Origin of the sequence: Nonomuraea sp. MTCD27, assembly GCF_041950495.1 — a bacterium.
In the GTDB taxonomy this organism is placed as follows: domain Bacteria; phylum Actinomycetota; class Actinomycetes; order Streptosporangiales; family Streptosporangiaceae; genus Nonomuraea.
The window spans coordinates 506894-531063 of record NZ_JBGNUW010000002.1 but is presented as its reverse complement, the minus strand read 5'-3'; the positions used below and the strand labels follow the sequence as shown (position 1 = coordinate 531063).

The 24170-nt window shown below is 71.6% G+C and carries 20 protein-coding genes; 3 read left to right on the top strand and 17 right to left on the bottom strand.

The features are described 5' to 3' along the window. Positions 1 to 4506, bottom strand: coding sequence for a glutamate synthase large subunit (gltB, locus tag ACBJ59_RS06965; RefSeq protein ID WP_375109317.1), 4506 nt, complete (start codon positions 4504 to 4506; stop codon positions 1 to 3). Positions 4507 to 4775: 269 nt separating this feature from the next. Here gltB and ACBJ59_RS06960 point away from each other — a divergent pair, with 269 nt between their 5' ends. Beyond that, positions 4776 to 6347, top strand: coding sequence for a bis-aminopropyl spermidine synthase family protein (locus ACBJ59_RS06960; protein ID WP_375109316.1), 1572 nt, complete (start codon positions 4776 to 4778; stop codon positions 6345 to 6347). A 279-nt stretch (positions 6348 to 6626) separates the two neighbouring features. Here the strand turns inward: ACBJ59_RS06960 and ACBJ59_RS06955 are convergent, their stop codons facing one another. From ACBJ59_RS06955 to ACBJ59_RS06930, 6 genes are all read right to left on the bottom strand, one after another. Continuing rightward, a complete protein-coding gene (locus ACBJ59_RS06955) occupies positions 6627 to 7214 on the bottom strand; it encodes a hypothetical protein (RefSeq protein ID WP_375109315.1) in 588 nt (195 codons plus the stop codon). Continuing rightward, positions 7214 to 8326, bottom strand: a complete 1113-nt coding sequence (locus ACBJ59_RS06950) for a hypothetical protein (protein WP_375109314.1) — start codon at positions 8324 to 8326, stop codon at positions 7214 to 7216. Before ACBJ59_RS06950 ends, ACBJ59_RS06955 begins: the two co-directional genes overlap by 1 nt. Positions 8327 to 8940: 614 nt before the next feature. Next, a complete protein-coding gene (locus ACBJ59_RS06945; RefSeq protein WP_375109313.1) occupies positions 8941 to 9645 on the bottom strand; it encodes a VIT1/CCC1 transporter family protein in 705 nt (234 codons plus the stop codon). Next, positions 9642 to 10748 (bottom strand): prolipoprotein diacylglyceryl transferase, encoded by a 1107-nt coding sequence (gene lgt / locus ACBJ59_RS06940; RefSeq protein WP_375109312.1) that lies wholly within the window; start codon positions 10746 to 10748, stop codon positions 9642 to 9644. Before lgt ends, ACBJ59_RS06945 begins: the two co-directional genes overlap by 4 nt. A 110-nt stretch (positions 10749 to 10858) precedes the next feature. Then, entirely contained in the window at positions 10859 to 11623 is a 765-nt protein-coding gene (locus tag ACBJ59_RS06935) for a thioredoxin domain-containing protein (RefSeq protein ID WP_375109311.1), read from the bottom strand. Next, positions 11623 to 12144, bottom strand: coding sequence for a MauE/DoxX family redox-associated membrane protein (locus tag ACBJ59_RS06930; RefSeq protein WP_375109310.1), 522 nt, complete (start codon positions 12142 to 12144; stop codon positions 11623 to 11625). The genes ACBJ59_RS06935 and ACBJ59_RS06930 overlap by 1 nt, the downstream gene beginning before the upstream one ends. Positions 12145 to 12290: 146 nt before the next feature. Between ACBJ59_RS06930 and ACBJ59_RS06925 the strand changes: the two genes are divergently transcribed. Both ACBJ59_RS06925 and ACBJ59_RS06920 read left to right on the top strand, forming a co-directional pair. After that, positions 12291 to 12896, top strand: coding sequence for a TetR/AcrR family transcriptional regulator (locus tag ACBJ59_RS06925; RefSeq protein ID WP_375109309.1), 606 nt, complete (start codon positions 12291 to 12293; stop codon positions 12894 to 12896). Next, a complete protein-coding gene (locus tag ACBJ59_RS06920; RefSeq protein ID WP_375109308.1) occupies positions 12893 to 13540 on the top strand; it encodes a VC0807 family protein in 648 nt (215 codons plus the stop codon). The genes ACBJ59_RS06925 and ACBJ59_RS06920 overlap by 4 nt, the downstream gene beginning before the upstream one ends. Here the strand turns inward: ACBJ59_RS06920 and ACBJ59_RS06915 are convergent. The 10 genes from ACBJ59_RS06915 to ACBJ59_RS06870 form a co-directional block, all read right to left on the bottom strand. Continuing rightward, on the bottom strand, positions 13527 to 17441 hold the full coding sequence (locus tag ACBJ59_RS06915) for an endo-alpha-N-acetylgalactosaminidase family protein (protein ID WP_375109307.1): 3915 nt from the start codon (positions 17439 to 17441) through the stop codon (positions 13527 to 13529). The two genes, ACBJ59_RS06920 and ACBJ59_RS06915, sit on opposite strands and share 14 nt — an antisense overlap. Positions 17442 to 17615: 174 nt before the next feature. Continuing rightward, entirely contained in the window at positions 17616 to 18410 is a 795-nt protein-coding gene (gene trpA / locus ACBJ59_RS06910) for a tryptophan synthase subunit alpha (protein WP_375109306.1), read from the bottom strand. Between the two features lie 136 nt (positions 18411 to 18546). After that, positions 18547 to 19770, bottom strand: a complete 1224-nt coding sequence (gene trpB / locus ACBJ59_RS06905; protein ID WP_375109527.1) for a tryptophan synthase subunit beta — start codon at positions 19768 to 19770, stop codon at positions 18547 to 18549. Positions 19771 to 19790: 20 nt separating this feature from the next. After that, complete coding sequence (trpC, locus tag ACBJ59_RS06900) at positions 19791 to 20630, bottom strand: indole-3-glycerol phosphate synthase TrpC (RefSeq protein ID WP_375109305.1); 840 nt, start codon at positions 20628 to 20630, stop codon at positions 19791 to 19793. Between the two features lie 132 nt (positions 20631 to 20762). Continuing rightward, positions 20763 to 21194, bottom strand: coding sequence for a DUF2752 domain-containing protein (locus tag ACBJ59_RS06895; RefSeq protein WP_364118518.1), 432 nt, complete (start codon positions 21192 to 21194; stop codon positions 20763 to 20765). Between the two features lie 47 nt (positions 21195 to 21241). After that, complete coding sequence (locus tag ACBJ59_RS06890; RefSeq protein ID WP_375109304.1) at positions 21242 to 21793, bottom strand: CD225/dispanin family protein; 552 nt, start codon at positions 21791 to 21793, stop codon at positions 21242 to 21244. 163 nt (positions 21794 to 21956) lie between these two features. Next, positions 21957 to 22631: a DUF4190 domain-containing protein gene (locus tag ACBJ59_RS06885; RefSeq protein ID WP_375109303.1), complete on the bottom strand. Its 675-nt coding sequence runs from the start codon at positions 22629 to 22631 to the stop codon at positions 21957 to 21959. Positions 22632 to 22740: 109 nt separating this feature from the next. Beyond that, the gene (locus ACBJ59_RS06880) at positions 22741 to 23343 is read right to left on the bottom strand and encodes a Trp biosynthesis-associated membrane protein (RefSeq protein WP_375109302.1); all 603 of its coding nucleotides are present in this window, start codon (positions 23341 to 23343) and stop codon (positions 22741 to 22743) included. A 20-nt stretch (positions 23344 to 23363) separates the two neighbouring features. Then, positions 23364 to 23711, bottom strand: coding sequence for a phosphoribosyl-AMP cyclohydrolase (hisI, locus tag ACBJ59_RS06875; RefSeq protein WP_375109301.1), 348 nt, complete (start codon positions 23709 to 23711; stop codon positions 23364 to 23366). A gap of 53 nt (positions 23712 to 23764) precedes the next feature. Further along, on the bottom strand, positions 23765 to 24106 hold the full coding sequence (locus tag ACBJ59_RS06870; protein WP_375109526.1) for an STAS domain-containing protein: 342 nt from the start codon (positions 24104 to 24106) through the stop codon (positions 23765 to 23767). Between the last annotated feature and the right edge of the window lie 64 nt (positions 24107 to 24170).

Genomic DNA, 24170 nt, shown 5'->3' with positions numbered 1-24170 from the left:
TTAACCCTGAACCGCGGCGGCCATGACCGCCTCGTCGATGTCCCTGCCTTCGGCGCGGGCGGCCTCGGCGGCCTCCATCACCCTCTTGTAGTCGGTCGGCATGATCTTGCCGAACCGGCCGAGCGCCTCGTCCCAGTCGGCCAGCAGCTGCTTGGCGACCGGCGAGCCGGTCTCCGCGAAGTGCTTCTCGACCGTTTCCTTGAGGAACTCGGTGTCCTCCTCGGTGAGCGCCTCGATGGCGACCATCTCGCGGTTGACCCGCTCGGGCTTGAGGTCCAGCAGGTACGCGATGCCGCCCGACATGCCGGCCGCGAAGTTGCGCCCGGTCGGGCCGAGCACGACGGCCTTGCCGCCGGTCATGTACTCGCAGCCGTGGTCGCCCACGCCCTCGACGACCGCCGTGGCGCCGGAGTTGCGCACGCAGAACCGCTCGCCCACGACGCCGCGGATGAACACCTCGCCGGACGTGGCGCCGTACAGGGCGACGTTGCCGGAGATGATGTGGCCGTCGAGCGGGGCCTCCTCGTGCGGCCGGACGGTGATCCGCCCGCCGGACAGGCCCTTGCCGAGGTAGTCGTTGGCGTCGCCGGTCAGCCGCAGCGTGATCCCGCGCGGCACGAAGGCGCCGAACGAGTTGCCCGCCGAGCCGGTGAACGAGATGTCGATCGTGTTCTCCGGCAGGCCCTTGCCGCCGTGGCGCTTGGTGACCTGGTAGCCGAGCATGGTGCCGACCGTGCGGTTCACGTTGCGGATGGGCAGCTCGAGCGTGACCGGGGTGCCGTCCTTGATGGCGCCCTCGGCGAGCTGGATGAGCGTGTTGTCCAGCGCGTGCTCCAGCCCGTGGTCCTGCCCGACGATCCGGCGCAGCGCGGTGCCCGCGGGCAGCTCGGGCTGGTGCAGGACCGGCGACAGGTCGAGGCCGCTGGCCTTCCAGTGGTCCTCGGCCGCCGTCATGTCGAGCATCTCGACGTGGCCGATCGCCTCGTCGAGCGAGCGGAAGCCCAGCTCGGCCAGGTATTCGCGGATCTCCTCGGCGATGAACTCGAAGAAGTTGACCACGAACTCGGGCTTGCCGGTGAACCGCTTGCGCAGTTCGGGGTTCTGCGTGGCCACGCCCACCGGGCAGGTGTCGAGGTGGCAGACCCGCATCATCACGCAGCCGGAGACGACCAGCGGGGCGGTGGCGAAGCCGTACTCCTCGGCGCCGAGCAGCGCCGCGATGACGACGTCGCGGCCGGTCTTGAGCTGGCCGTCGACCTGGACCACGATGCGGTCGCGCAGGTCGTTGAGCAGCAGCGTCTGCTGGGTCTCGGCCAGGCCGAGCTCCCACGGGGCGCCCGCGTGCTTGAGCGACGTCAGCGGCGACGCGCCGGTGCCGCCGTCGTGCCCGGAGATGAGCACCACGTCGGCGTGCGCCTTGGACACGCCCGCCGCGACCGTGCCGACGCCGACCTCGGCGACCAGCTTCACGTGGACCCTGGCCTCCGGGTTGGAGTTCTTCAGGTCGTGGATGAGCTGGGCCAGGTCCTCGATCGAGTAGATGTCGTGGTGCGGCGGCGGCGAGATGAGGCCGACGCCGGGCGTGGAGTGCCGGGTCTTGGCGATCCACGGGTAGACCTTGTGGCCGGGCAGCTGGCCGCCCTCGCCGGGCTTGGCGCCCTGGGCCATCTTGATCTGCAGGTCGGCCGCGTTCACCAGGTATTCGGAGGTGACGCCGAACCGGCCGGAGGCCACCTGCTTGATCGCCGACCGGCGGGCCGGGTCGTACAGGCGCTCGGGGTCCTCGCCGCCCTCGCCGGTGTTGGACTTGCCGCCGAGCTGGTTCATCGCGATGGCGAGCGTCTCGTGCGCCTCCATCGAGATGGAGCCGTACGACATCGCGCCCGTGGAGAACCGCTTGACGATCTCGGAGACCGGCTCGACCTCCTCGATCGGGATCGGGCTCCCCTTGCGCAGCTTGAACAGGCCGCGCAGGGTCATCAGCCGCTCCGCCTGGGAGTCGACGAGGTTCGTGTACTCCTTGAAGATCTCGTAGCGGCGGGTCCTGGTGGCGTGCTGCAGCTTGAAGACGGTCTCGGGGTTGAACAGGTGCGGCTCGCCCTCGCGCCGCCACTGGTATTCGCCGCCGACCTGGAGCTTGCGGTGGGCGTTCTCCACGCGCGGGTAGGCGTGCTGGTGACGCTGCCTGACCTCTTCGGCCAGCACGTCGAAGCCGACGCCGCCCAGTCGGGAGGTGGTGCCGGTGAAGCAGGCGTCGATGACCTCCTGGCTCAGGCCGAGCGCCTCGAAGATCTGCGCGCCGGTGTAGGAGGCCACCGTGGACACGCCCATCTTGGACATGACCTTGATGACGCCCTTGCCGTACGCCTTGATCAGGTTGCGCACGGCCTTGCGCTTGTCGATCGGCAGCGCGCCGGTGTCGACCAGGTCCTCGATGGTCTCGATCGCGAGGTAGGGGTTGATCGCGGCGGCGCCGTAGCCGATCAGCAGCGCCATGTGGTGGCACTCGCGGGCCTCGCCGGTCTCGATGACCAGGCCGATCTTGGTGCGGGTCTTCTCCTGGATCAGGTGGTGGTGCACCGCGCCGGTCAGCAGCAGCGACGGGATCGGGGCGAGGGTGTCGGAGGAGCCGCGGTCGGACAGCACGATGATGCGCGCGCCGTCCGCGATCGCCTGGGACGCCTCGGTCCTGATCTCCTGCAGCCGCCGCAGCAGCGCCTCGCCGCCGCCGGCGACCTCGTACAGGCCGCTGATGACGTACGGGTGGAAGCCGGGCAGGTCGTGCTCGTCGTTGATGTGGATGATCTTGGCGAGCTCGTCGTTGTCGATCACCGGGTACGGCAGCACGAGCTGGCGGCAGGAGCTCGGCCCCGGGTCCAGCAGGTTGCCCTCGGGCCCGATGGTGCTGGCCAGGGAGGTGACCAGCTCTTCCCGGATGGCGTCCAGCGGCGGGTTCGTGACCTGCGCGAACAGCTGGGTGAAGTAGTCGAACAGGAGCCGGGGCTTCTCGCTCAGCACGGCGACGGGCGTGTCGGTGCCCATGGAGCCGATCGGCTCGGCACCGCTCTTCGCCATCGGCGACAGGATGATCCGCAGCTCTTCCTCGGTGTAGCCGAAGGTCTGCTGCCGCTTGACGAGCGCCTCGTGCGTGGGGATCTCGCGCTGGCGGGCCGGCAGCTCCTCGAAGCGGACGAGACCGGCGTGCAGCCAGTCGGCGTACGGCAGCTCGGCGGCGAGCTCGGCCTTGATCTCGTCGTCTTCGATGATCTTGCCGCGGGCGGTGTCGATGAGGAACATGCGGCCCGGCTGCAGGCGGCCCTTGCGGACCACGTCCTCGGGCTTGAAGTCGAGCACGCCGGCCTCGGAGGCCAGCACGACCAGGCCGTCGGCGGTCACCCAGAAGCGGCCGGGGCGCAGGCCGTTGCGGTCGAGCACGGCGCCGGCCAGGGTGCCGTCGGTGAACGTGATCGAGGCCGGGCCGTCCCACGCCTCCATCATCGAGGAGTGGAACTCGTAGAAGGCCCGGCGCGCCGCGTCCATCTCGGTGTGGTTCTCCCACGCCTCGGGGATCATCATGAGCACGGCGTGCGGGAGGCTGCGGCCGCCGATGTGCAGCAGCTCGAGGGCCTCGTCGAAGCTGGCGGTGTCGCTGCCGTCCGGGTCGCAGATGGGGAAAAGTCGCGAAATATCGCCTGGAATGTGGGCGGACTCCAGCATCGCCTCGCGAGCCCGCATCCAGTTGCGGTTGCCCTTGACCGTGTTGATCTCGCCGTTGTGCGCGATGTAGCGGTAGGGGTGGGCCAGCGGCCAGCTCGGGAAGGTGTTGGTGGAGAAGCGCGAGTGCACCAGCGCGATGGCGCTCTCGTAACGCTCGTCGCTCAGGTCGGGGAAGAACGGCTCGACCTGCTCGGGCGTGAGCATGCCCTTGTAGACGATCGTCCGGGCGGACAGCGACGGGAAGTAGACGTCGGCCTCGTGCTCGGCCCGCTTGCGCAGGCAGAACGCGAGCCGGTCGAGCTCCAGCCCCTCACGCCCGTCGGGGGCGGCGACGAAGAGCTGGGCGAAGTGCGGCATCACGGCCCGGGCGCTGGGCCCCGGCAGGTCGCGGTCGACCGGCAGCTCCCGCCAGCCGAGCACGGTCAGGCCCTCCTCGGCCGCGATCTCCTCGATCAGCCGGGTGGCCACGCTCCTGGCCTCACCGTCGAAGGGCAGGAAGGCGATGCCGGTCGCGTACGCACCGGCGGAGGGCAGCGCGAACGGCACGCTCGCGCGGTAGAACCCGTCGGGAATCTGCGTCAGGATCCCGGCTCCGTCGCCGGTGTCCGGCTCGCTACCCTTGGCCCCCCGGTGATCGAGATTGCACAGCGCCGTCAGCGCCTTGACCACGATGCCATGATCACGGCGCCCCGCGACGTCGGCGACCATGGCGACACCGCAGGCATCGTGCTCGTTGGCGGGGTGGTACAGGCCCTGGGGCTCGGGGAACCCGAGGTGGGCAGCAGGCATTGAATCCCTCCCGTCGTCTTCGTCTGTCTCAAACTGCTCTACAGGCGGGGACGACGTTGGCCCTGCTGCATATCGTGGGTAGAGGTTACCCCACCCTGCCGGAATGGTGCCCGCCGCGTCCGCATTGCGAACATTCGCGTGGTCCCAACATCCGAACTCCCTATCCCAAACCCCGGACCTGGCTGGCGAAATTCCCGATCCAGACGACGGAAATGCGGTACCGGGAGCGAGTCCTCCGGATGCCGGCAGGGTCCCGATAGGGTTTGCCCATGGAGCGCGACGGGGTCGAACGGTTGCTCGCCGAGGCCGGGGCAGACAGCAGGCGGTTGCGGCACGCCCTGACCCTGGTCTGCGACGGCCAGTGGTGGACCCTGGCCGGCCTGGTCAGGGAGACCGCCACGTCCAGGCGTACCGTCGAGGCCCTGCTGCGCGAGCTCGTCCTCGAGCGCGACGGTGACCGGCTGCGGGTCCCGCTCGCCGACACCCCCGCCTATCAGGACCTGCTCGCCCTGGCCCCGCCGCCGGAGGACCCGGTGGCCCACCTGCTCCCCCACTACGCCCACGTGCTCGACCGCCTCACCGCCCTCGTCGCCAAGGCCCCGCGCGCCCGCCACGTGCTCGACCACGTCTCGGCCACGCCGGAGACCGTGCTGCGCCGGGCGCTGCTGCTCGGCGCCCGTTTCTGGCTGCCCGGCGCCCGCCTGCTGTGCGTGGGCGACCACGACCTGACCTCGCTGGCCGTCAAGCTGGTCCACCCCGGCACCGACGTCACGGTGGTCGACGTCGACGAGCGCATCCTGGCCTACATCGACGACCAGGGGCTGGGCGTCCGCACCCGCTGGGCCGACCTGCGGCTCGGCCTGCCCGCCTCCGCCAGGGACCACGACCTGGCGCTCACCGACCCGCCGTACACGCCGGAGGGGACGGGGCTGTTCGTGGCGCGGGCCGTGGAGGGGCTGAAGGACGAGGGGCGGGTGCTGCTGGCGTACGGGGCGAGCGAGCGGACCCCCATGCTGGCGCTCAAGGTCCAGCAGGAGCTTTCGGAGCTCAACCTCGCCTACGAGGCCATCTATCCCGATTTCAACCGCTATTTCGGGGCAGAGGCCATCGGTTCGGCCGCCGACCTGTACATCCTGCGGCCCACCACCAAGACCCGCCCGGCCGTTCAGTCCCGGCTGAGCCGCCAGGCCACCGCCATCTACACCCAGGGCCCGCAGGCCGTGGAGAGCGCGGAGAGCGCGGTGAGCGCGGTGAGCGCGCCCTCGGCCTCCGAGGAGGCCCTTTCGGGGTTCGGGCCCGACCTGCTGGTGGGCGACTGGCCCAAGGAGCTCGCCCAGCCCCGGGTCAGGCTCTCGACGTGGCTCGCGAAGCCGTACGCGGCCGCGCCGGAGCGGGTGGCCGTGGCCGTGCCGGCGGGCCTGGAGGCGGCGCTGCCGCGCCTGCTCCTGGCCACGCGCGCCGCGCACGTACGCGTGCTGTGCCCCGGCTCACCGCCCCCGCTGCCCGAGGTGCTGTCGGCCGTCTACACGCTGAGCGAGGCGGGCGACGGCCTGCTGGACGCCGTACGCCTGCCGCCGCCGGCGGGCGAGGCGGACTCGGTGCTGCGCAGGATCCTGGACAACGGGCACGCCAAGCTGGCGAACACGTGGCGGGAGGCGCTCATCGCGGTGGCCCGCGCCCAGGGCACGACGCTGACGAAGAACGAGGCCCGCTCCCTGATCCGCGAGGCCGCCGACTGGTCGGACGACCTGACCCCGCTGGAGACCCCGCTCCACCACCTGTCCGCCCTCCCGGCCGCCGTCACCACCACAGTCACAGCCCTGACCACCATCACCTCCTGACCCGGCACCCACCCACCACCAGACCGGACCACCGGACCGGACCACCGGACCGGACCGCCGGACCGGACCGGACCGCCGGACCGGACCACCGGACCTGATCCCGCCCCCGGCCACCCCACAGGGGGCCGTGACGCTCACTGCCGCACTCGACCCCCGAGCGGCATTGCCCCACGCCTGGCCCGCGCCGGGCGACCGGACCGCCCCCGCGCACACCCCTGCGCACGGACACCCGAGCACGCCAGGCGACCCCGCTGACGATCGGGGCCGGTTGGTGTGCGGTCAGGTTGCGGCGACGATGCGGCCCTGGACCACCCGGCCGAGGCCGTCCAGCGAGACGAGCGCGGTGACCAGGTCCTGCGCGGGTGCGGGCCCTCCGACCCAGCTCACCGTCACGTAGTGCCCCATGGCGCGGGCCTGGGCGCGGCTCCCGGCGGGGTCGAACGCGACCTCCTGCCGTACGAACCCGTCCTTGCGCAGGGCCGCCACCAGCGCGTCGGCCGCCCGCCCGTCGCCGAGGTTGAAGATGACGAACTGGCCCACCATGGAGCCGCCCCTGTACGTCGCCTGGAGCGCCTGCGTGCAGCCGGCCGCCGTGGCGCCCCAGAGCACCTCGTCGCACTCGGTGAACTCGCGCGTCGCCTCCAGGGTCAGGCTGCCCAGGCTCCGGGCCGCCGGGGTGAAGACCTCTTGCAGGGTCAGCGGGGCGGCGTCGTTCTGGCGGGTTTCGATGGCCGCGTAGAAGGCGGAGGTGGGCTCGGCGTGGAAGGCGGCCGGGCGGGGATCCTCGCCGCGCAGCCACAGCCAGCCCGCCACGGCGACGACCGCCACGCCGGCGAACACGATCGGGAGAAGCACACGCCGGGACATCAGGACGACGGCCCCGTGATCGAGACGACGCGGCGGTAGACGGCCTTCTCCGCCCCGCGCAGGGCCAGCGTGAGGGAGACGAAGTCGTCCCTGGCCGTGGGCTCGGTGCCGTCCACCTTGCCGAGCCACACCAGCCCGACGTAGTGGCCGAGGGCGTAACCGCCCGCCTCCGAGTAGCCACCGGCCGGGAAGGCGGCCTTGGTGGAGGACAAGGGCCGCGCCCATCCGCCTCGGTAAAGCGTCTTCAATGACTCGACCAGCTCGGCGGCCGACTGGCCGTCCTTGAGGTTGAGTAGCGTGTACTGGCCGATGTAGCGGCCGTCGGAGCTGGCGTACAGGCCACGGGCGGCCTGGGTGCATCCGGCGTCCGACACCTGCTCGAGGAGGACCCCACCCCACAACGCCGCCGAGCAGTCGGCGTCGAGCTGCTTGGCGACGAGCTTGAGCTTGAGCTTCTTGGAGACGGCCAGCTCGCTCTGGCCGAACACCTCCTTCTCGGTCAGCGCCTTGCCGTCCTTGGTCCGTTCGGTCACGGGGTCGAACAGCTTGGGCGAGCCCCAGCCGCGGAACACCTGGGGCACGGCCGCGTTGGGACCGAGCACGGCGGCGCTGGCCTCCCGCTCGGGCGTGTAGGTGCCGAGCGAGCCCACGACCGCCACCAACCCCACGACGGCGGCGATCGCGGCGACGACGCTGGTGATGATGACGAGCAGCCGTTGCTGGTCGGGCCGGAAGCCCCAGTCGGTGAGCACCGGGAACTGCCAGTCGGAGCGGGGGGTACGGCGCCGCTTGCGCGACGCGGCCGTCGCCGCCCACTGCCCGCCTTCGTCGGCGTCACCCCCGCCTCGCCCGTTGTCGACCCCCAGGCCGAGCTCACCGGCGGGCCACTCGCCCGCGTCGGAGTCCTCCGTCGAACGCCGCCCGCCGCCGAACGCCTTCCGGCCCCGTTTACGGGAGTCCTCCGGCTTCCGGCCACGCCCTTCCGCCCGCCGACCATGGTCCTCAAGCCCGCCCGCCTGCTGGCCGCCCGCTTGCTGGCCACCAGCCTCCGACCCGGCCGCCTGCCAATCGCCGCTGACCGACCCGGCAGCTTGCCAGTCACCGCTGCCCACCGGCTCCGCGGACCGGCTGCCGCGGGCGCGGGCCGCCCTCCGGCTGCTACGGCTGCCCGTCGATCGCCTGGCCCGCTCTCCGCCGGCCGCCGGCTGTTCCGCACCGGCCGTTTCCCGGGCGGCACCCGCACCGGACCGGCCGCCGTCCTCGGAGCCGCCCAGAGCCCAATTGCCGCCGTCAGCGTCGGCAGACTGCCAGCCACCGTGATCCGTGCCCCCGGACTGCGCGCCTGCAGATGCGCCCGCAGATTGCCAGCCACCGGCGTCGGCGCCTGCGGCGGACCGGCCGCTGCCGGCGGCACGCCGCCCGGCCCGGCCGCCGTCATCGGCACCAGCGGAGGATCGGCCGCCCTGCGAGGGCCAGCCACCGCCATCGGTCCCGGCAGCCTGACCGCCGCCGTCCCTGCCCTCGGCCTGCCAACCGCCGCCGTCCCTGCCCGTGGGCTGCCAACCGGCGGCATCCCTGCCCTCGGCCTGCCATCCGGTGCCATCCGCCCGCCGGCCACCACCGTCGGTGCCGGGGGCCGCGTGGCTGCCTCGGCCGCGGCCGGTCGCGTCCGTGTTCCCGCCGGTGCGCCCGCCGTTGGAGCCGGGCGTGGCTCTTCTCCGGGCCATCACAGCCCCGCCGCCCCGATCAGGTTCCCGACGGCGAACGTGACCGCCGCCGCCACCGCCCCCACCACGAGCTGGCGCACTCCTGAGTACCACCAGCTACGCGCCGTCACGGCCGAGACCAGCGCGCCCGCCACGAACAGCGCCACGCACGAGACCGCGGCCGACACCACCAGCTCCCGGGCCCCGAACAGGTACGGCACCAGCGGCAGCACCGCCCCGACCGCGAACGACAGGAACGACGAGACCGCGGCCACCGTCGGCGACGGCAACTCGCCCGGGACGACCCCGAGCTCGTTGCGCGAGTGGACCTCCAGCGCCCGCTCAGGGTTCCGGGAGATCTGCCTGGCCACCTCGGCGGCCAGGTCGGGCGTCACACCCTTGTCGACGAAGGTCTGGGCCAGCTCCGCCTGCTCGTCCTCCGGATGGCGGGCCAGCTCGCGCCGCTCGACGGCGATCTCTGCCTGGGCGAGCTCGCGCTGGCTGGCCACCGAGACGTACTCGCCGCCCGCCATGGACAGCGCCCCGGCGGCGAGCCCGGCGACGCCGCCCAGCGCGACGACCCTGGTGTTGGCGGTGCCACCCGCGACGCCCGCGATCAGCGCGAAGTTCGACACCAGGTCGTCCATCGCGCCGAACACCGATGGCCGCAACCAGCCCCCGGTGACGTCACGATGACGGTGGTGGGCCTCCGCGCGACCGCTCATCGCGTGTTCTTCTCCTTCGTCACGGGTTCGGGGTCGGAAAGCTCCGCGGGCTCGGCGGAGTCCCCGGAGTCCGCGGAGTCCGCGGAGTCCGCGGAGTCCGCGGAGTCCGCGGAGTCCCCGGAGGCGGCCTTCTGCTCCTCGGCCGCCGGCTTCTCGACCTCCAGGGCCTCCGCCTCGGAGGTCTCGCCCTTCGGCTCCCCAGGTTCGGGGGCCCCGGGTTCGGAAGCCGGGCCCTCCCCGGTGTCCGGTGACGCCTTCTCCGGCGAGGCGTCGTCCGAGGACTCGCCCGTGCCGGGGTCGGCCTGGCCGGACGAGTGCGCCGGGTCGACCACTTCCGTGCCGGGTTCGCCCTCCGACGGCGGCACCACGACCTCCACGCCCGTCTTGTTCCGGGTCGCCCAGAAGAACACCAGCGCGCCGACGAACAGCACGATCGAGGTCCACTGGTTGATCCGCAGCCCGAGGAACTCCACCGCATGGTCGACGCCGCCCACCGGGTCGATGCGCAGCCCCTCGATCCAGAAGCGGCCGAGCGTGTAGCCCGCGACGTAGAGGGCGAACAGCCGTCCGTGGCGCAGCGTGAGGCGGCGGCCGAGGAAGATGAGCGCGAAGCCCAGCGCCACGTCCCAGAGCGACTCGTACAGGAACGTCGGGTGGTAGAGGACGCCGGGCTCGCCGCCGTGGTCGACGTCGATCTCCAGGCCCCAGGGCAGCGTGGTCGGCGAACCGTACAGCTCCTGGTTGAACCAGTTGCCCCAGCGGCCGATGGCCTGCGCGAAGGCGATGCCGGGCGCGACCGTGTCGGCCATGGCGCTCATGGAGATGCCGCGCTTGCGCACGTACAGCCACACGCCGACGGCGCCGAGCGAGATCGCGCCCCAGATGCCGAGGCCGCCCTCCCAGATGTACAGCGCCTTGTAGGGCTCCTTGATCGCGCGGTCGCCGAAGTAGGTCTGCCAGTCGGTGATGACGTGGTAGAGGCGGCCGCCGATCAGGCCGAAGATGACCGCGGGGACCGCGATGTCAATGATCGTCCCCTTCTGGCCACCGCGAGCGCGCCAGCGCCGCTCGCTCAGCCAGACGGCGACGATGACGCCGAGCACGATGCATAGCGCATAAGCCCGGATCGGGATGATTCCGAGATACCAGACCCCTTCGGCAGGGCTGGGAATCGAGGCAAGGGGCATGTCAGGTGAGGGTAGCGGAAGCGAGCCTACTTAGCCGCCTCCGTAATCTCATCGCGCAGTTGCGACGGGCTGAACAGTACCTGATTGTCGATTTCTGTACCGTTCAGTTTCACCGTCGGCGTGTGGGTGAGCTTCTGCTCTTCGCTGACCTTCTTGCTGTACGCCAGTTGCGCCTGAGCGTGCTTCTGCGACGTGACGCACTCGTCGAAGCCCGGAGCGGTCACCCCGGCCTCCTTGCCCCACTGCTTGAGCTGGTCGGGCAGGAAGCCCTCCGCGGTCTCCGAGGGCTGGTTCTCGAAGAGCAGGTCGTGGAAGGCCAGCCACTGCTTGCCGTCCGCGACGCACCGGCTCGCCGCGCCCGCGCGTACGGAGTTGGACTTGGTAGGCTCCTGCGAGAAGATCGTGATCGGGTGGAAGACGACCTTGGCCTTGCCCTCGGCGGCGAGGTTCTTGAAGGTCTGGCCGCTGACCCGCTCCAGCTCCTTGCAGGCCGGGCACTGGAAGTCCTCGTAGATGTCCACGACGGGCGCGGTGACGCCGGCCTTGGCCATCACGGCGGTGCCGTCGGGCTGCACGGCGATCGGCGCGAGGGCCGTGGTGGCCTCCTCCGGGCGCGAGGTGCTGGCGGCATACCACCAGCCCGCCCCGACCGCGGCCAGCGCGACCACGCCGGCGGTCACGTAGGTCACCACGCGCTTGCGCTTGTCGCGGGCCCGTGCGGCGGCCTGCTGCTCCTTGATCTTCTCGCGCGCCGTCTGAGACTTCGTCTTCGTACGTTCGCCCTTGCTCATCAGTCGTCCTCCTCCTCATCTCCAGTGTCGCCCCCGAGGCCGAGGGCTCCGTCGAGCGCGAAGCGGCCCGGCGGGAAACGCGCGGCCCAGGCGCCGAGCAGCACGAGGCCGAAGTCGCGCAGGATGTCGAGCAGGTAGGTCGGCTCCTGTCCCTTCCCCAGCTGGCCGCCGCCGCCGAAGCAGCCGCAGTCGATCCGCAACCCGTTCGCCCACGCCCAGGCGATGCCGAACACGAACGCGAACATGAGCAGCCCCGCGATCACCGCGGCCACCCTGGTCAGCAGACCGACGACCAGCAGCACGCCGACCACGATCTCCAGGATCGGCAGGGCGTAGCCCACCGCGACGGCGATCGATTCGGGCAGCAACTGGTAAGCCTTGACCGCCACGACCGAGTCGGCCGGGTTGCCGATCTTGAGCGCGCCCGCCACGATCAGCACCCCGCCCAGGACGAGCCGGGCGGCGGTCGTCACCCAGGGTATCGCTGACGTCGCCTTCAGTGACGATTGTGACGCGGTCACGAGTGTTCTCCTCTGTCTCTGCGCCGGGAGGCGCACAGTACCGGGATCTCATCCGATCACGCCTGGGATAAGCATCAGCTAAGGCAGGATTCCGTCGCCGAGCTGGGAGAGTTGCCACTTTTACTCGCTTAAGTTAAAAATTACTTATGCAAGTAAAAAGGGACGAGTCGGTTACGACTGCCGCCCGGCGGGCACAGATCGTGGCCGCGACCATCGCGACGATCGCCGAGCTCGGCTACCACCAGGCGTCCTTCGCCCGGATAGCCGAGCGGGCCGGGCTCAGCAGCACGCGGTTGATCTCGTACCACTTCGACGGCAAGGACGACCTGATGGGTCATGCCATCACCTCGATCTACGGGGACCTGTCGGCGTTCATGAGCCGGCGGGTGAGCGCGCGGACGACGCCCGGGGCGGCGCTGGAGACCTACATCCGGTCGCTGGTGGAGTACATCAGGGACCACCGTGCCGAGATGCGCGCGGCCACGGAGATCTTCCTCAACTTCCGGCCGGAGGGCGGCTCGTCGGCGCAGGACGCGGCCACCAACCTGTCGGCTCTGTCGCACATCGAGCGGCTGCTGGCCTGGGGGCAGGAAAGCGGGGAGTTCAGGCGGTTCAACACCCGGGTGATGGCCATGGCGGTCCAGCGCTCGCTGGACGGGCTGCCGTTCCTGCTGGAGGCCGACCCCGGCGCCGACCTCGACGAGTACGCCGAGGAGCTGGCCGGACTGTTCGCCAGGGCGACGCGCGCATGAGCACCCGGCTGAGAGGGCTGGCCACGCTGGCGATCGACATCGGCCTGCCGATGGGCCTCTACTACGTGCTGCGCGCCGCCGGAGTCGAGTTCCACACCGCGCTGGTGGTCAGCTCGTTCATCCCGGGCCTCGGCGTGCTCTCCGACCTCGTACGCGGCCGCAGACCGGACCGGCTGGGCCTGTACATGACGGTGATGATGCTGGCCAGCGCCGCCACCTCCGTGCTCGTCCAAGACGCCCGGTTACTGCTGGCCAAGGACGGCTGGTTCACGGCGGTCGCGGGCCTGTGGTTCCTGGCCAGCGCGCGCGGCGAGCGGCCGCTGGCGTTCGTGTTCACCCGCTTCCTGCTGGAGGGCCGGATCGGGCCCAACCGGGAGTCGTGGGACGTGCTGTGGGAGCGGCTGCCGGCCTTCCGCCGCATCTGGCGCGTGGTGAGCGTCATCTACGGCGTCGGCCTGCTGGTGGACGCGGTGGTGCGGGTCGTGATCGCCTACACCCTGCCGGTGGACGCCGTGCCCGGCGTCAACACCGCCCAGTACGTCGTCTGGCTGCTGCTGATGCAGGTCGTCATCAACGTCTACCTGGTGCCCACCGGCGTGTACAGCCGCTGGTCCCCGCTGTACGCCGAGCTCAGGCACAGCTGAGCCGGGCCCCGCCCCAGTCCGCGTGGTCGTTGCCGTTGCCGTCCCCCGCGTCGCCGGCCACGAGGTCCACGTACCGGGCGCCGGTCAGGTCGGCGCTCAGCTCGTACGCCGCGTCGGCGGCCCGCAGCACCGGGCTGCGCGCCCGCTCCGCGCCGTCGGCCACCACGGCGAACTCCACGGATCCGCGCGTCGCCTGCACGTCGTCAACACCGACGAAGGCCGTGAAGTTCGTACACCGCCCGCCCAGGTAGAAACGCACTTTGGCCGGCGCATGCGTGCCGAGCCCCTTGTCGAACGCCCGCCCGCTGATCACGATGGGCCCGCCGTCGGCCGGCCCGCTGTCGCCGTTGGACCGGTCGCGCTCCACCGGGCCCCAGCCGTTGTCGGCCACCACCCACTCCAGGTCGCTCGCGTACGCGTCGGCGGCGGGCGGGGGCGGCAGCGTGCGCACGGACGCCGTGGCGGTCAGCGTCCTGGCCGCCCCGCCGACGGTGTAGCCGGCGGTGGCGGCCAGCTCGTACGTGCCGTACGGCGCGTCGGCGGACGGCGTCACCCGCCACGTCGTGGTCAGCTTCCCGCCGGGCTCCACGGAACCACCGCCGTCGCCCTCCACGGTCCACCCCTCCGGCACCTCCAGCCGCACCGCCACGTCCTGGACCGCCACCTCCTCCAGGTTCGTGAAGGTGGTGGTGACCTCGTTGGCCGCCCCCTGCTCGAACGCCTCCGAGGCGGGCACCAGGTCCAGCGACCCGCACGCCTGTCCCTCCGGCGTGGCGCCGAGGTCGGTGACGGCGAAGTCGTCGAGGACGAAGTCGGCCCCCGCCAGCTCGGGCCGCAGCGAGCGCAGCCCGACCCAGACGTCGCCGCACCCGGCCACGACCCGCTCGGTGAACCGGGTGGTGGCGCGCCGCTCGGGGATCGGCGTGCGCCGGGTCTCGACGGCGGCGCCGCCCTGGTCGTAGCCGGTGACCCACTGGTAGGTGCCGGCCAGCGCGTTCTGGTAGCTGAACGACACCTCGTAGGCGTGCCCCGGCTCGAACCGCGCCGTGTGCGGCAGCGTCCGGTAGATCAGGCCCTGCCGCTCCTCGTGCGCCTTCAGCGACCAGTCGCCGTTCAGCACGTCGTCCACCGTCTTGCCGTTCCACCCGGCCTGCGTGTACGGCTCGTGCCGCTCGGACAGGTGCGTACGCGCGTCGAACGACCCGCCCGCGTCCCCCTTCACGAACGGCCCCCACCCGGGCTCCACCGACTCGAACGTCTCCACCGCGCCAACCGGCTCCCGCTCGAACACGCGCACGTCGTCCACCCGCACGTCCCCGCTGGTGTCCCCGCCCGTGTCCCCATCCGTGTCCCCATCCGTGTCCCCATCCGTCTCCGCTGCCGTGATCCGCAGCGTGGCCGCCCGGCCGGACGCGGTGAACGTCACCTTCATCCGCTGGAAGTAGGTGTCGTGCTTCTCGTCGGAGGCGATGTAGTTCCTGGCCGTGGAGCGCAGCACCGTCACCTCCTGCCCGCCCGCCTCCAGGGTGGTCGCGCGCGTCCTGCCGGGTTCGACCTCGACGAACGCCGAGGCGGTGTAGGTCCGGCCCGGCCGCAGGCCCCGCAAAGGCTGCTCGATCCGTGCCCGGGCGCCCGAGGCGAGCAGCGCCACCCGCCGGCCCAGCTCGTCGCGCTCGACGCTGACGGGCCCGCTGACGCTCCAGCCGTCGAGGCGGTCGCCGTTGAAGCCCGGGTCGCGCAGGCCGCTCCCCTGGCCCCAATCCGGGTCGGCCGGCCGGGGCGCCCTGCCGGGATAGAGCACGTAGGGCACGCCCGGCTCGGCCCGCAGGGTGATCCTGCCGCCGGCCGGCGTGACCGTGCCCACCTGGACGCGGCCCTGGTCGGTGAGCGCGTACACGGTCATCGCCCGGTCGGCCTCCCACGTCGTCTCGCCGCCGGCCGGGTTGTAGTGGTAGAGCCTGCCCTTCCACGGCAGCAGGTACGTCCCGCCGTCGAGCACCTTGCGCCCGCCGGCGAACAGCTCGCGCTTCCCGTTCCGGTACGTGCCGCGCACGCCCCCGGTGAACACGATCTCGTCGGCGTTCCAGTCCATGATTCTCTGCTGCTGCAGGAACTTGACCGGCAGGTTGTGCTCCCAGATGTTGCGGTAGAAGGCGGTGAAGTCGTTCTCCGCCGTCCAGCCCTCGAACTCGACGATGCGGGCGTTGCCGAGGATGGGATGGGCGTTCCAGACGTCCTTCTCGTGGTTGCGGGCGAATCTGATGATCTGCGAGTTCAGGCCCTTGTTGGTGACCCCGCCGTAGTTGAGGTCGTTGGCCCAGTGCGCCCACAGCGACGAGCGCTCCAGCTTGTCCGACCACTCGGTGGTCACCTGCCAGCCCTGCGCGCGCAGCTCCGCCAGCGTGCGGTCGGCGACCCAGCCGTACGGCCGGAACACGTCCACGTACAGCACCGCGAGGTTCCTGCCGGTCTCCTCGCGCAGCTGCCGGAACCTGCGCGCGAGGGTGCCCCGCGTCAGGTCGCCGCGCTGGTCGATCAGGTACGCCTGGTCGAGCCAGTTCCAGCCCTTGGCGTCCTTGTTCACCAGCTGCTCGTCGAAGTTCCTGGCCTCGGGGTAGGCCTCGGTGGCGTTGACGTGCACGCCGAACGTGGCGTTCCACCCCCGGCCGGCGTCGAGCAGCGCGTTCAGGTCCTTCAGGCCGCCGGCGCGGCGGTTGTAGTTGCCGCCGTAGTCGGGGTGCGCGGCGTCGTGGCCCTCGGACTGGTAGCCCTTGAGCAGCGCCAGCTGCCCGAGCCCGTCGGTGGCCAGCGAGATGCGCTTGACGTCGTCGAGCGTGCGCAGGAACGGGTGCGTGGCCTGGCTGGAGAAGTTGAACGGGATGTGCGTCACCACCCGGTCCTTGGTCTGCTCCGCGCCCGGGGGCCGCACGCCGATGCTCCGGAACGCGATCGCGCCGTCCTGCCAGTCGAGCGTGCCGTCGCCGTTGGCGTCGGGGGTGAGCACGACCTTCGCCCAGGGCCGCTCCTCGGTGAACGGCGCGCCCGTCGCCCGGTGGGTCCACTGGCCGCTCCAGACGCCCACCCGTACCGTGCCGTCGGGGTCCTTCCTGGCCTGGTGCCAGAGCCGGGCGGCGTCGCGGTCCGTCACGCCCGAGGGGCGGTCGTAGGTGGAGTTCGACTCGACGGCGGCGGCCAGCCGGTCGGTGTTGACGATCGCGTACGTCGCCCCGACCGGCGCCGGCTCCGCCGCCGTACCGGCCGTGACCTGGGCGAAGACGTCGGCGGTGCGGGTCGAGTTCGGGTCCAGGCGGGTGAACGCGGTGGCCGCGCCCGGCTGCGCGCTCGACACGGACACCAGGTCGTGCCCCGGCAGGTCGATGGTGTGCACCCGGAACGCCTCGGTGTCGGTCACCCGGTCGATCGAGAACGTCGTCACCCTGCCCCTGACGCCGATGCCGGCCTCCAGCACGACCCCGTCGCCGAACGCCAGCCGGTAGCGGGCCGTGGCGCCGTCGTTACCGGTCAGCGTGACGTCGGCGGCCCTGGACTGGCCGTTGAGCACGACGGCGGGCACCCCCGTGCTGCCGCCCAGCGTGGCGCCGCTCGCCCGGTCGGTGTAGCCCAGGACGCGCGGGAACGCCGGGTCCAGCTCCACGCGCAGGTCCGCCGACGAGATCGCGATCGGCTCGGCCACGCGCGCGGGCCGCGGCGGCAGGTCCTGCGCGGTGGGGCTCGGGGGCGGCGGGCCGGTGGGTGAGGGGTCGGGCGAGGGCAGCTCGTACGTCGGAGTCGGCGCCGGCTCGGGAGAGGGCGGATCGGCGCCCGGCCTTTCCGCGACTGCCGGGGCGGCCATGGCCGTGGCCGCGAGCGCGAGGACCGCTGCGAGGATTACGGGACGCATAGGTGTCCTTCCGGGGTCATGCGTCACACCGCTCGGGAGCCCCGATCATCACCCGCGGCGGACTCGCACGCCATGGACTTGCGCGTCAGATTTCTACAATCCCCTCATTTTTCCTGACAAAAAGCGTTAAGCGCGGCCCCCACCATGGGGAACCGCGCTCCGGAGCGACGGTGCCTAGCGGCGCACGCCCTGGGCCATCTCCCTGGCCAGGACCCCGATGGACGCCCGGCCCGCGGCCTCGTCGGGGGCGTCGAGGATGCGGCGGATGAACGCCGAGCCCACGATGACGCCGTCGGCGTAGGCCGCCACCTCGGCCGCCTGCGCGCCCGTGCCGACCCCGAGGCCCACGCACACCGGCAGGTCGGTGTGCGCCCGGGTGCGCTGGACCAGGCCCTCGGCGGCGACGTTGACGCTCTCCCTGGCGCCGGTGACGCCCATCAGGGAGGCCGCGTAGACGAAGCCGGTGCAGCAGTCGACGACCGCCTTGATGCGCTGCTCGGTGGAGCTGGGCGCGACCAGGAACACCGTGTCGATGCCCGCCGCCGCGGACGCCGCCCGCCACGGCTCGGACTCCTCGGGCGTCAGGTCGGGCGTGATCGTGCCCACGCCGCCCGCACTGGCCAGGTCGCGCGCGAACCGGTCGGCGCCGTATTTGTCGATCGGGTTCCAGTACGTCATGACGAGCGTGGCGGCGCCGGTGGCGGCGACGCCCTCGACGGTGCGGAACACGTCGGCGATGCGCGTGCCGTTGGTCAGCGACCTGTGCACGGCGTCCTGGATCGTCGGCCCGTCCATGAGCGGGTCGGAATAGGGCAGGCCGATCTCGATGACGTCGCAGCCGGCCTCCACCAAGGCCGCGGCGGCGGAGATCGCGCCTTCCTTGGTGGGGAAGCCGGCGGGCAGGTAGCCGACGAGCGCGGCCCGGTTGTCCGCCTTCGCCTTGGCGAAAACCGTCTGAAGAGTCGTCATGTCTGTCCGTTTCGAAGGTCGAGTCTCACCATGATGCCCTGCCGCGCACCCGCCCCAGAATCCCCCGCGCCGGTCGGACGCAGGTGTGTCGCGGACGCTCGACCGGCCCGGCGCAGGCCGTCGGCGGTCCACGGTGTCAGAGGTTGAAGTATTTCATCGCCGTGCCCATGTCCTTGTCGCCCCGGCCGGAGAGGTTGACCAGGATGGTCGCCTCGGGGCCGAGCTCGCGGCCCAGCTCCAGCGCGCCCGCCAGGGCGTGGGAGGACTCGATGGCCGGGATGATGCCCTCTGTCCTGGCCAGCAGCGAGAACGCGGCCATCGCCTGGTCGTCGGTGATGCCGTGGTAGGTGGCCCGGCCGGAGTCCTTCAGCCAGGCGTGCTCGGGGCCGACGCCCGGGTAGTCGAGCCCGGCCGAGATGGAGTGGGACTCGATGGTCTGGCCCTCGTCGTCCTGCAGCACGTAGGTGCGCGAGCCGTGCAGCACGCCGACCGACCCCGCGGTGAGGGTGAGCGCGTGCTCGCCGCTCTCCAGGCCGTGGCCGGCGGCCTCGTAGCCGTGCAGCGCCACGTCCTTGTCGCCGATGAAGGCGTGGAAGATGCCGATCGCGTTGCTGCCGCCGCCGACCGCCGCGCACACCGCGTCGGGCAGGCTGCCGGTCAGCTCCAGCATCTGGCGGCGGGCCTCGACGCCGATGATGCGCGCGAAGTCGCGCACGATCTCGGGGAACGGGTGCGGCCCGGCGACCGTGCCGAACAGGTAGTGGGTGCTGTCGACGTTGGTCACCCAGTCGCGGAAGGCCTCGTTGATGGCGTCCTTCAGCGTCTGGGAGCCGTTGGTCACCGGCACCACGGTGGCGCCGAGCAGCTTCATCCTGGCCACGTTGAGGGCCTGGCGCTCGCAGTCGACCGCGCCCATGTAGATGACGCACTCCAGGCCGAGCAGGGCCGCGGCGGTGGCGGTGGCCACGCCGTGCTGGCCCGCGCCGGTCTCGGCGATCACGCGCTTCTTGCCCAGCCGCTTGGTCAGCAGCGCCTGGCCCAGCACGTTGTTGATCTTGTGGGCGCCGGTGTGGGTGAGGTCTTCCCGCTTGAGCACGATCCTGGCGCCACCGGCCTGCTCGCTGAAGCGCGCCACGTCGGTCAGCGTGGTGGGCCGGCCCGCGTAGGTGCGCAGCAGGTGATTGAACTCGCGCAGGAACTGCGCGTCGTTCTTGGCCTTCTCGTAGACCGCGGCCACCTCGTCGAGCGCCGGGATGAGCGCCTCGGGCACGTAGCGCCCGCCGAAGATGCCGAACTTGCCGTGCACGTCGGGGTCGTCGCCGGCCGCGCCGTTGCCCGCCAGGTCGGCGGCGGTCAGGATGGAGCCTTCGTTTGCCACTGCTATCCCTCTGCTGAGTGGTCGGGGCGCGTCGACGGATGGGCGCCGGCGGTCACCAACGCCTCCACAGCCTTGCGCGGGTCCTTGCCGGTGACCAGGCTCTCCCCCACCAGGACGGCGTCGGCGCCGCCACGGGCGTAGGCGAGCAGGTCGTGCGGGCCGCGCACGCCCGACTCGGCAATCTTGATCACATTATCGGGGATCTTCGGCGCCAGCTTCGCGAAGACATCGCGGTCGACCTGGAGTGTCTTCAGATTGCGCGCGTTGACCCCGATGACCCGGGCGCCGGCGGCCACGGCCCGCTCGAGCTCCTCCTCGGTGTGCACCTCGACCAGCGGGGTGAGCCCGATCGACTCGGCCCGCTCGATCAGCGACACCAGGGCCGGCTGCTCCAGGCAGACCACCATGAGCAGCGCCAGGTCCGCGCCGTGGGCGCGGGCCTCCCAGAGCTGGTAGGAGGTGAGGATGAAGTCTTTGCGCAGGATCGGGATGTCGACCCGGGCGCGCACCGCGGCCAAATCTTCGAGACTGCCGCCGAACTTGCGCCGCTCGGTCAGCACGCTGATGACGTGGGCGCCACCCGCCTCGTAGTCGGCCGCCAGCGCCGCCGGGTCGGCGATCGCGGCGAGCGCGCCCTTCGACGGGCTGGAGCGCTTGACCTCGGCGATCACCGAGATCCGGTCACCCCCGAGCGCGGCCATCGCGTCTCTGGGCGGCTGCGCCCGCTCGGCCCGCTGCTTGAGCTCGTCCATGGAGACGGCCTGCTGACGTGCGGCGAGGTCGGCGCGCACCCCGTCGAGGATGTCGTCGAGGACACTCGGCCCTTCCGTCCGCTCACTCACGCGCTTGGGGTCCCTCCGGTCGGCTTCTGGGGGTGGCGGAGAGTTCGCGTCGCGTCCGCTCTCTGCCTTGTCCTGCGATGGTATCGGCCCCTGTGTGGTCACCTCACCACCGGTCCCCATGGTGGACGCCGCCTAGGGGGCGAGGAACGCCCCGAAAGGCAGATTACGGACGACCCAGTAGACCATGACCACCCCGATGAACGCCCAGAGCCACGCCGGATGGGCCAGCGTCGTGCGTCTGGGCCTGCCCTGCCAGGCCCGCACCACCCACCTGCCCCACCAGAACAGCAGGAACGGGACGGTGGCCACGGCGAGGGGGTTGAGGCCGAGCGCGGCGACCGGGTCGAGGTGGGCCAGCGCGTGGATGGTGCGCAGCGTGCCGCAACCCGGGCAGTAGAGGCCGGTGAGCCACAGGAACGGGCAGGTCGGGTAGTGCCCGGGCTCGTTGGGGTCCACCGTGCCGACGACCGCGAAGACGGCGCCTGTCGCCGCCGCAACACCGAGCGGCGCGAGCAGGCCCTTGAGGCGTTGCCGGCCGCGCCGCTCAGTCGTTGCGATGCTCATGCTCCCAGTATCCGCCTTCCGGTTCGTGCTGGTCGTCGGCCCACGGCCTAGTACGTCGTCGAGTACGTGGACATGCTGGCGGCGAAGATCACGAAGAACAGGACATAGGCGATGACGATCAGGCCGTAACCGATCGCGCCGATGATCAGGCTGCGCTTCCACCAGGTCTTGGCCTCGTCCGCCGCCTGCTGCGCGCCACCGAAGTCGCCGACCTGCCACTTCTGGTTCACCTGCGACGACTTGACGATCGACACGATGCCCAGCGGGAGGCAGCAGAACAGGGTGGTGAGGATGGCGGGGACGAGCTGGTTGTCCGGCGGGGTCCCGCCGCCGGGTGCGCCGCCGTAACCGCCGCCGTAGCCGCCACCGCTCGGGGGCTGCTGACCGTAGCCACCGCCGTAGCCGCCGCCGCTGGGGGGCTGCTGGCCGTAACCGCCACCGCCGCTCGGGGGCTGCTGACCATAACCGCCACCGCCGCTGGGGGGCTGCTGACCGTAGCCACCGCCGTAGCCGCCGCCACCGCTCGGGGGCTGCTGACCGTAGCCGCCGCCCGGCGGCTGGGCGCCGTAGCCACCGTCGCCCTGGTTACCGTAACTCATGCTAATGACCCCTCATGTCGTCATCTTTGAGTCGAGTTGCGCGCGGCAGCCTAGCGAGAAACCATCTCCTACGTGGATCAACGTCCATTTTGCGGACAATTCGTAATCGGAACGCAAGCGGGTCGTCACGCCCCGGCTACGCCCGCGGCACGTTACTGACGGGTCAGTAGTCGTACGAGGACGACACCCCGGCGCTCAGACCCATCAGGGTCAGGAAGAAGCCGCCGAAGATCAGCCAGCACAACACCCAGATCACGACCGTGATGTACGAGGTGACGAGCCCGCCCACCGCCATGCCCGCACCCTCCTCGCCGGTCCGCTTGATCCGGTTGAGCGCGATGTGCCCGAGGATCACGCCCGGGATACTGGTGACGCCGCAGAAGATCAGGCCGATGATGCCCAGGACGAGCGAGGCCACCGCCATGCCGTTGGTGGAGCGGGGCTGCTGCGGCGGCCCGTAGCCGTAGCCCTGCTGCCCATAGCCCTGCTGCCCATAGCCCGGCTGCCCATAGCCCGGCTGCCCGTAACCCGGCTGCCCGTAGCCCTGCTGCGCGTAGCCGCCGTAGCTGGGCGGCTGCTGACCGTAGCCGCCGCTCGGGGGCATCTGACCGTAGCCGAGGTTCTGCGGCTGGCTGCCCGGCTGCTCGCCGTAGCCGCCGCTGCTCGGCGGCTGCTGCCCGTAGCCCCCGCCACTCGGCGGCTGCTGGCCGTAACCCCCACCCCCGCTCTGGGGTTGCTGGCCGTAGCCGCCGCCGTAGCTCGGCGGCTGCTGGCCGTATCCGCCTCCGGGAGGCTGCGCGCCATAGCCGCCGTTACCGCCCTGATCCCCGTAGCTCATGAGCTGGCTCCTCATATCTTCGTGGCGAGTTGCAACGGCAGCTTATTGAGGAAACGTTTGCCAAGCAGACAAGGATTCAGAACAGTGGAGGATTCGTCACCATCGAGTCTCAGCGGGATTCGGTGGGGTCGTCACCCCGGTCGAGCGCGTCCCACAGCGCCCGGTCGTCCTTGACCTGCGCCCCCGCTCCGGCGGCCGGAGCCGACTCCCGGTCGTAGCGCGCCGACATGCCGGCCCACCTGCCCCCGCGCACGACCGCGAGCGCTCCCCCGGCGACCATCAGCACGGCCCCGGCGGAGGCGACGACGGGCCCCAGGGGCACGACCTCCCAGGGCAGCTCGGCGGCGCCGCGCAGCACGTTCTGCTCGCGCAGCCAGCCGCTGACGTTGTCGTCCCCGAGCGCCGTCCAGACCCCCAAACCGGCGCCGGCCCCGCACAGGGCGAGCAGCACGCCGACGGCGCGGCGGCCCGCGCCCTTGGTCGCCAGCACGGCCACCACCCCGGCCAGCCCGGCCAGCGCCACGGGGGTCAGGACGGGGCTGAGCTCGCCGCCGGTGGGCGCGGTCGCGTCGAGCCCCTGCAGCACCCGCACCCAGGACTGGCCGGCCGCGATCAGCACGAGCAGGCAGCCCGCGGCGGTCGCCACCACCCAGCCCCACAGCTCCCCGCGCCGCGCCGCGGGCCTTGTCGCCGTCTCCATCGCCGTCTCCATCGCCGTCTCCATCGCCGTCCCTAGCCGAGCGGGAGCTCGAGCTGGTCGGCGTCGAAGCAGGTGCGGTCTCCCGTGTGGCAGGCCCCGCCCTTCTGGTCGACCCTGACCAGGATCGTGTCGCCGTCGCAGTCGAGCGCCACGGCCTTGACGTGCTGGACGTTGCCGGAGGTGTCGCCCTTGACCCAGAACTCCTGGCGGCTGCGGGACCAGTAGGTGGCCCGGCCGGTGGTGAGCGTCCGGTGCAGGGCCTCGTCGTTCATCCAGGCCAGCATGAGCACCTCGCCGGTGTCGTACTGCTGGGCGATCGCGGGGACCAGGCCTGCGGAGTCGCGCTTCAACCGGGCGGCGATCTTCGGATCGAGGGACATGCTGCCATTCAACCAGCCGCGCCCCGTGCCCCCGCCACATGGGCGCGCCCAGGTCAGCCGAGCGCCTGGGAGAGCGTGTCGTAGATGGGGAACAGCGGCGCCAGGTTCGTCCGCCGCAGGCGCCGCAGCACCTGCCCGTCGGGCGCGACCAGCGCCATGGTGCCGTCCCTGTCGCGCAACGCGGCCAGCTGCCGCACCAGGACGCCGAGCCCGGTCGTGTCGATGAAGGTCAGCGCGCTGAGATCGACCACCAGCCGGGGCCCGTGCGTCTCCACCGCCTCGTCCAGGCACCTGCGGACCTTCGAGACGTTGTCCGCGTCCACCTCGCCCGCCAGGCTGACCACGACGAGCTCCCCGTGCCGGCGCCGCGACATCTCCAGCACGTCCACGCCCATAGTCCTCACGACCCCTCCCGTGGGTGGCTCCGCCGAAAAGGTACACCGCCCTGCGGCTCGTCAC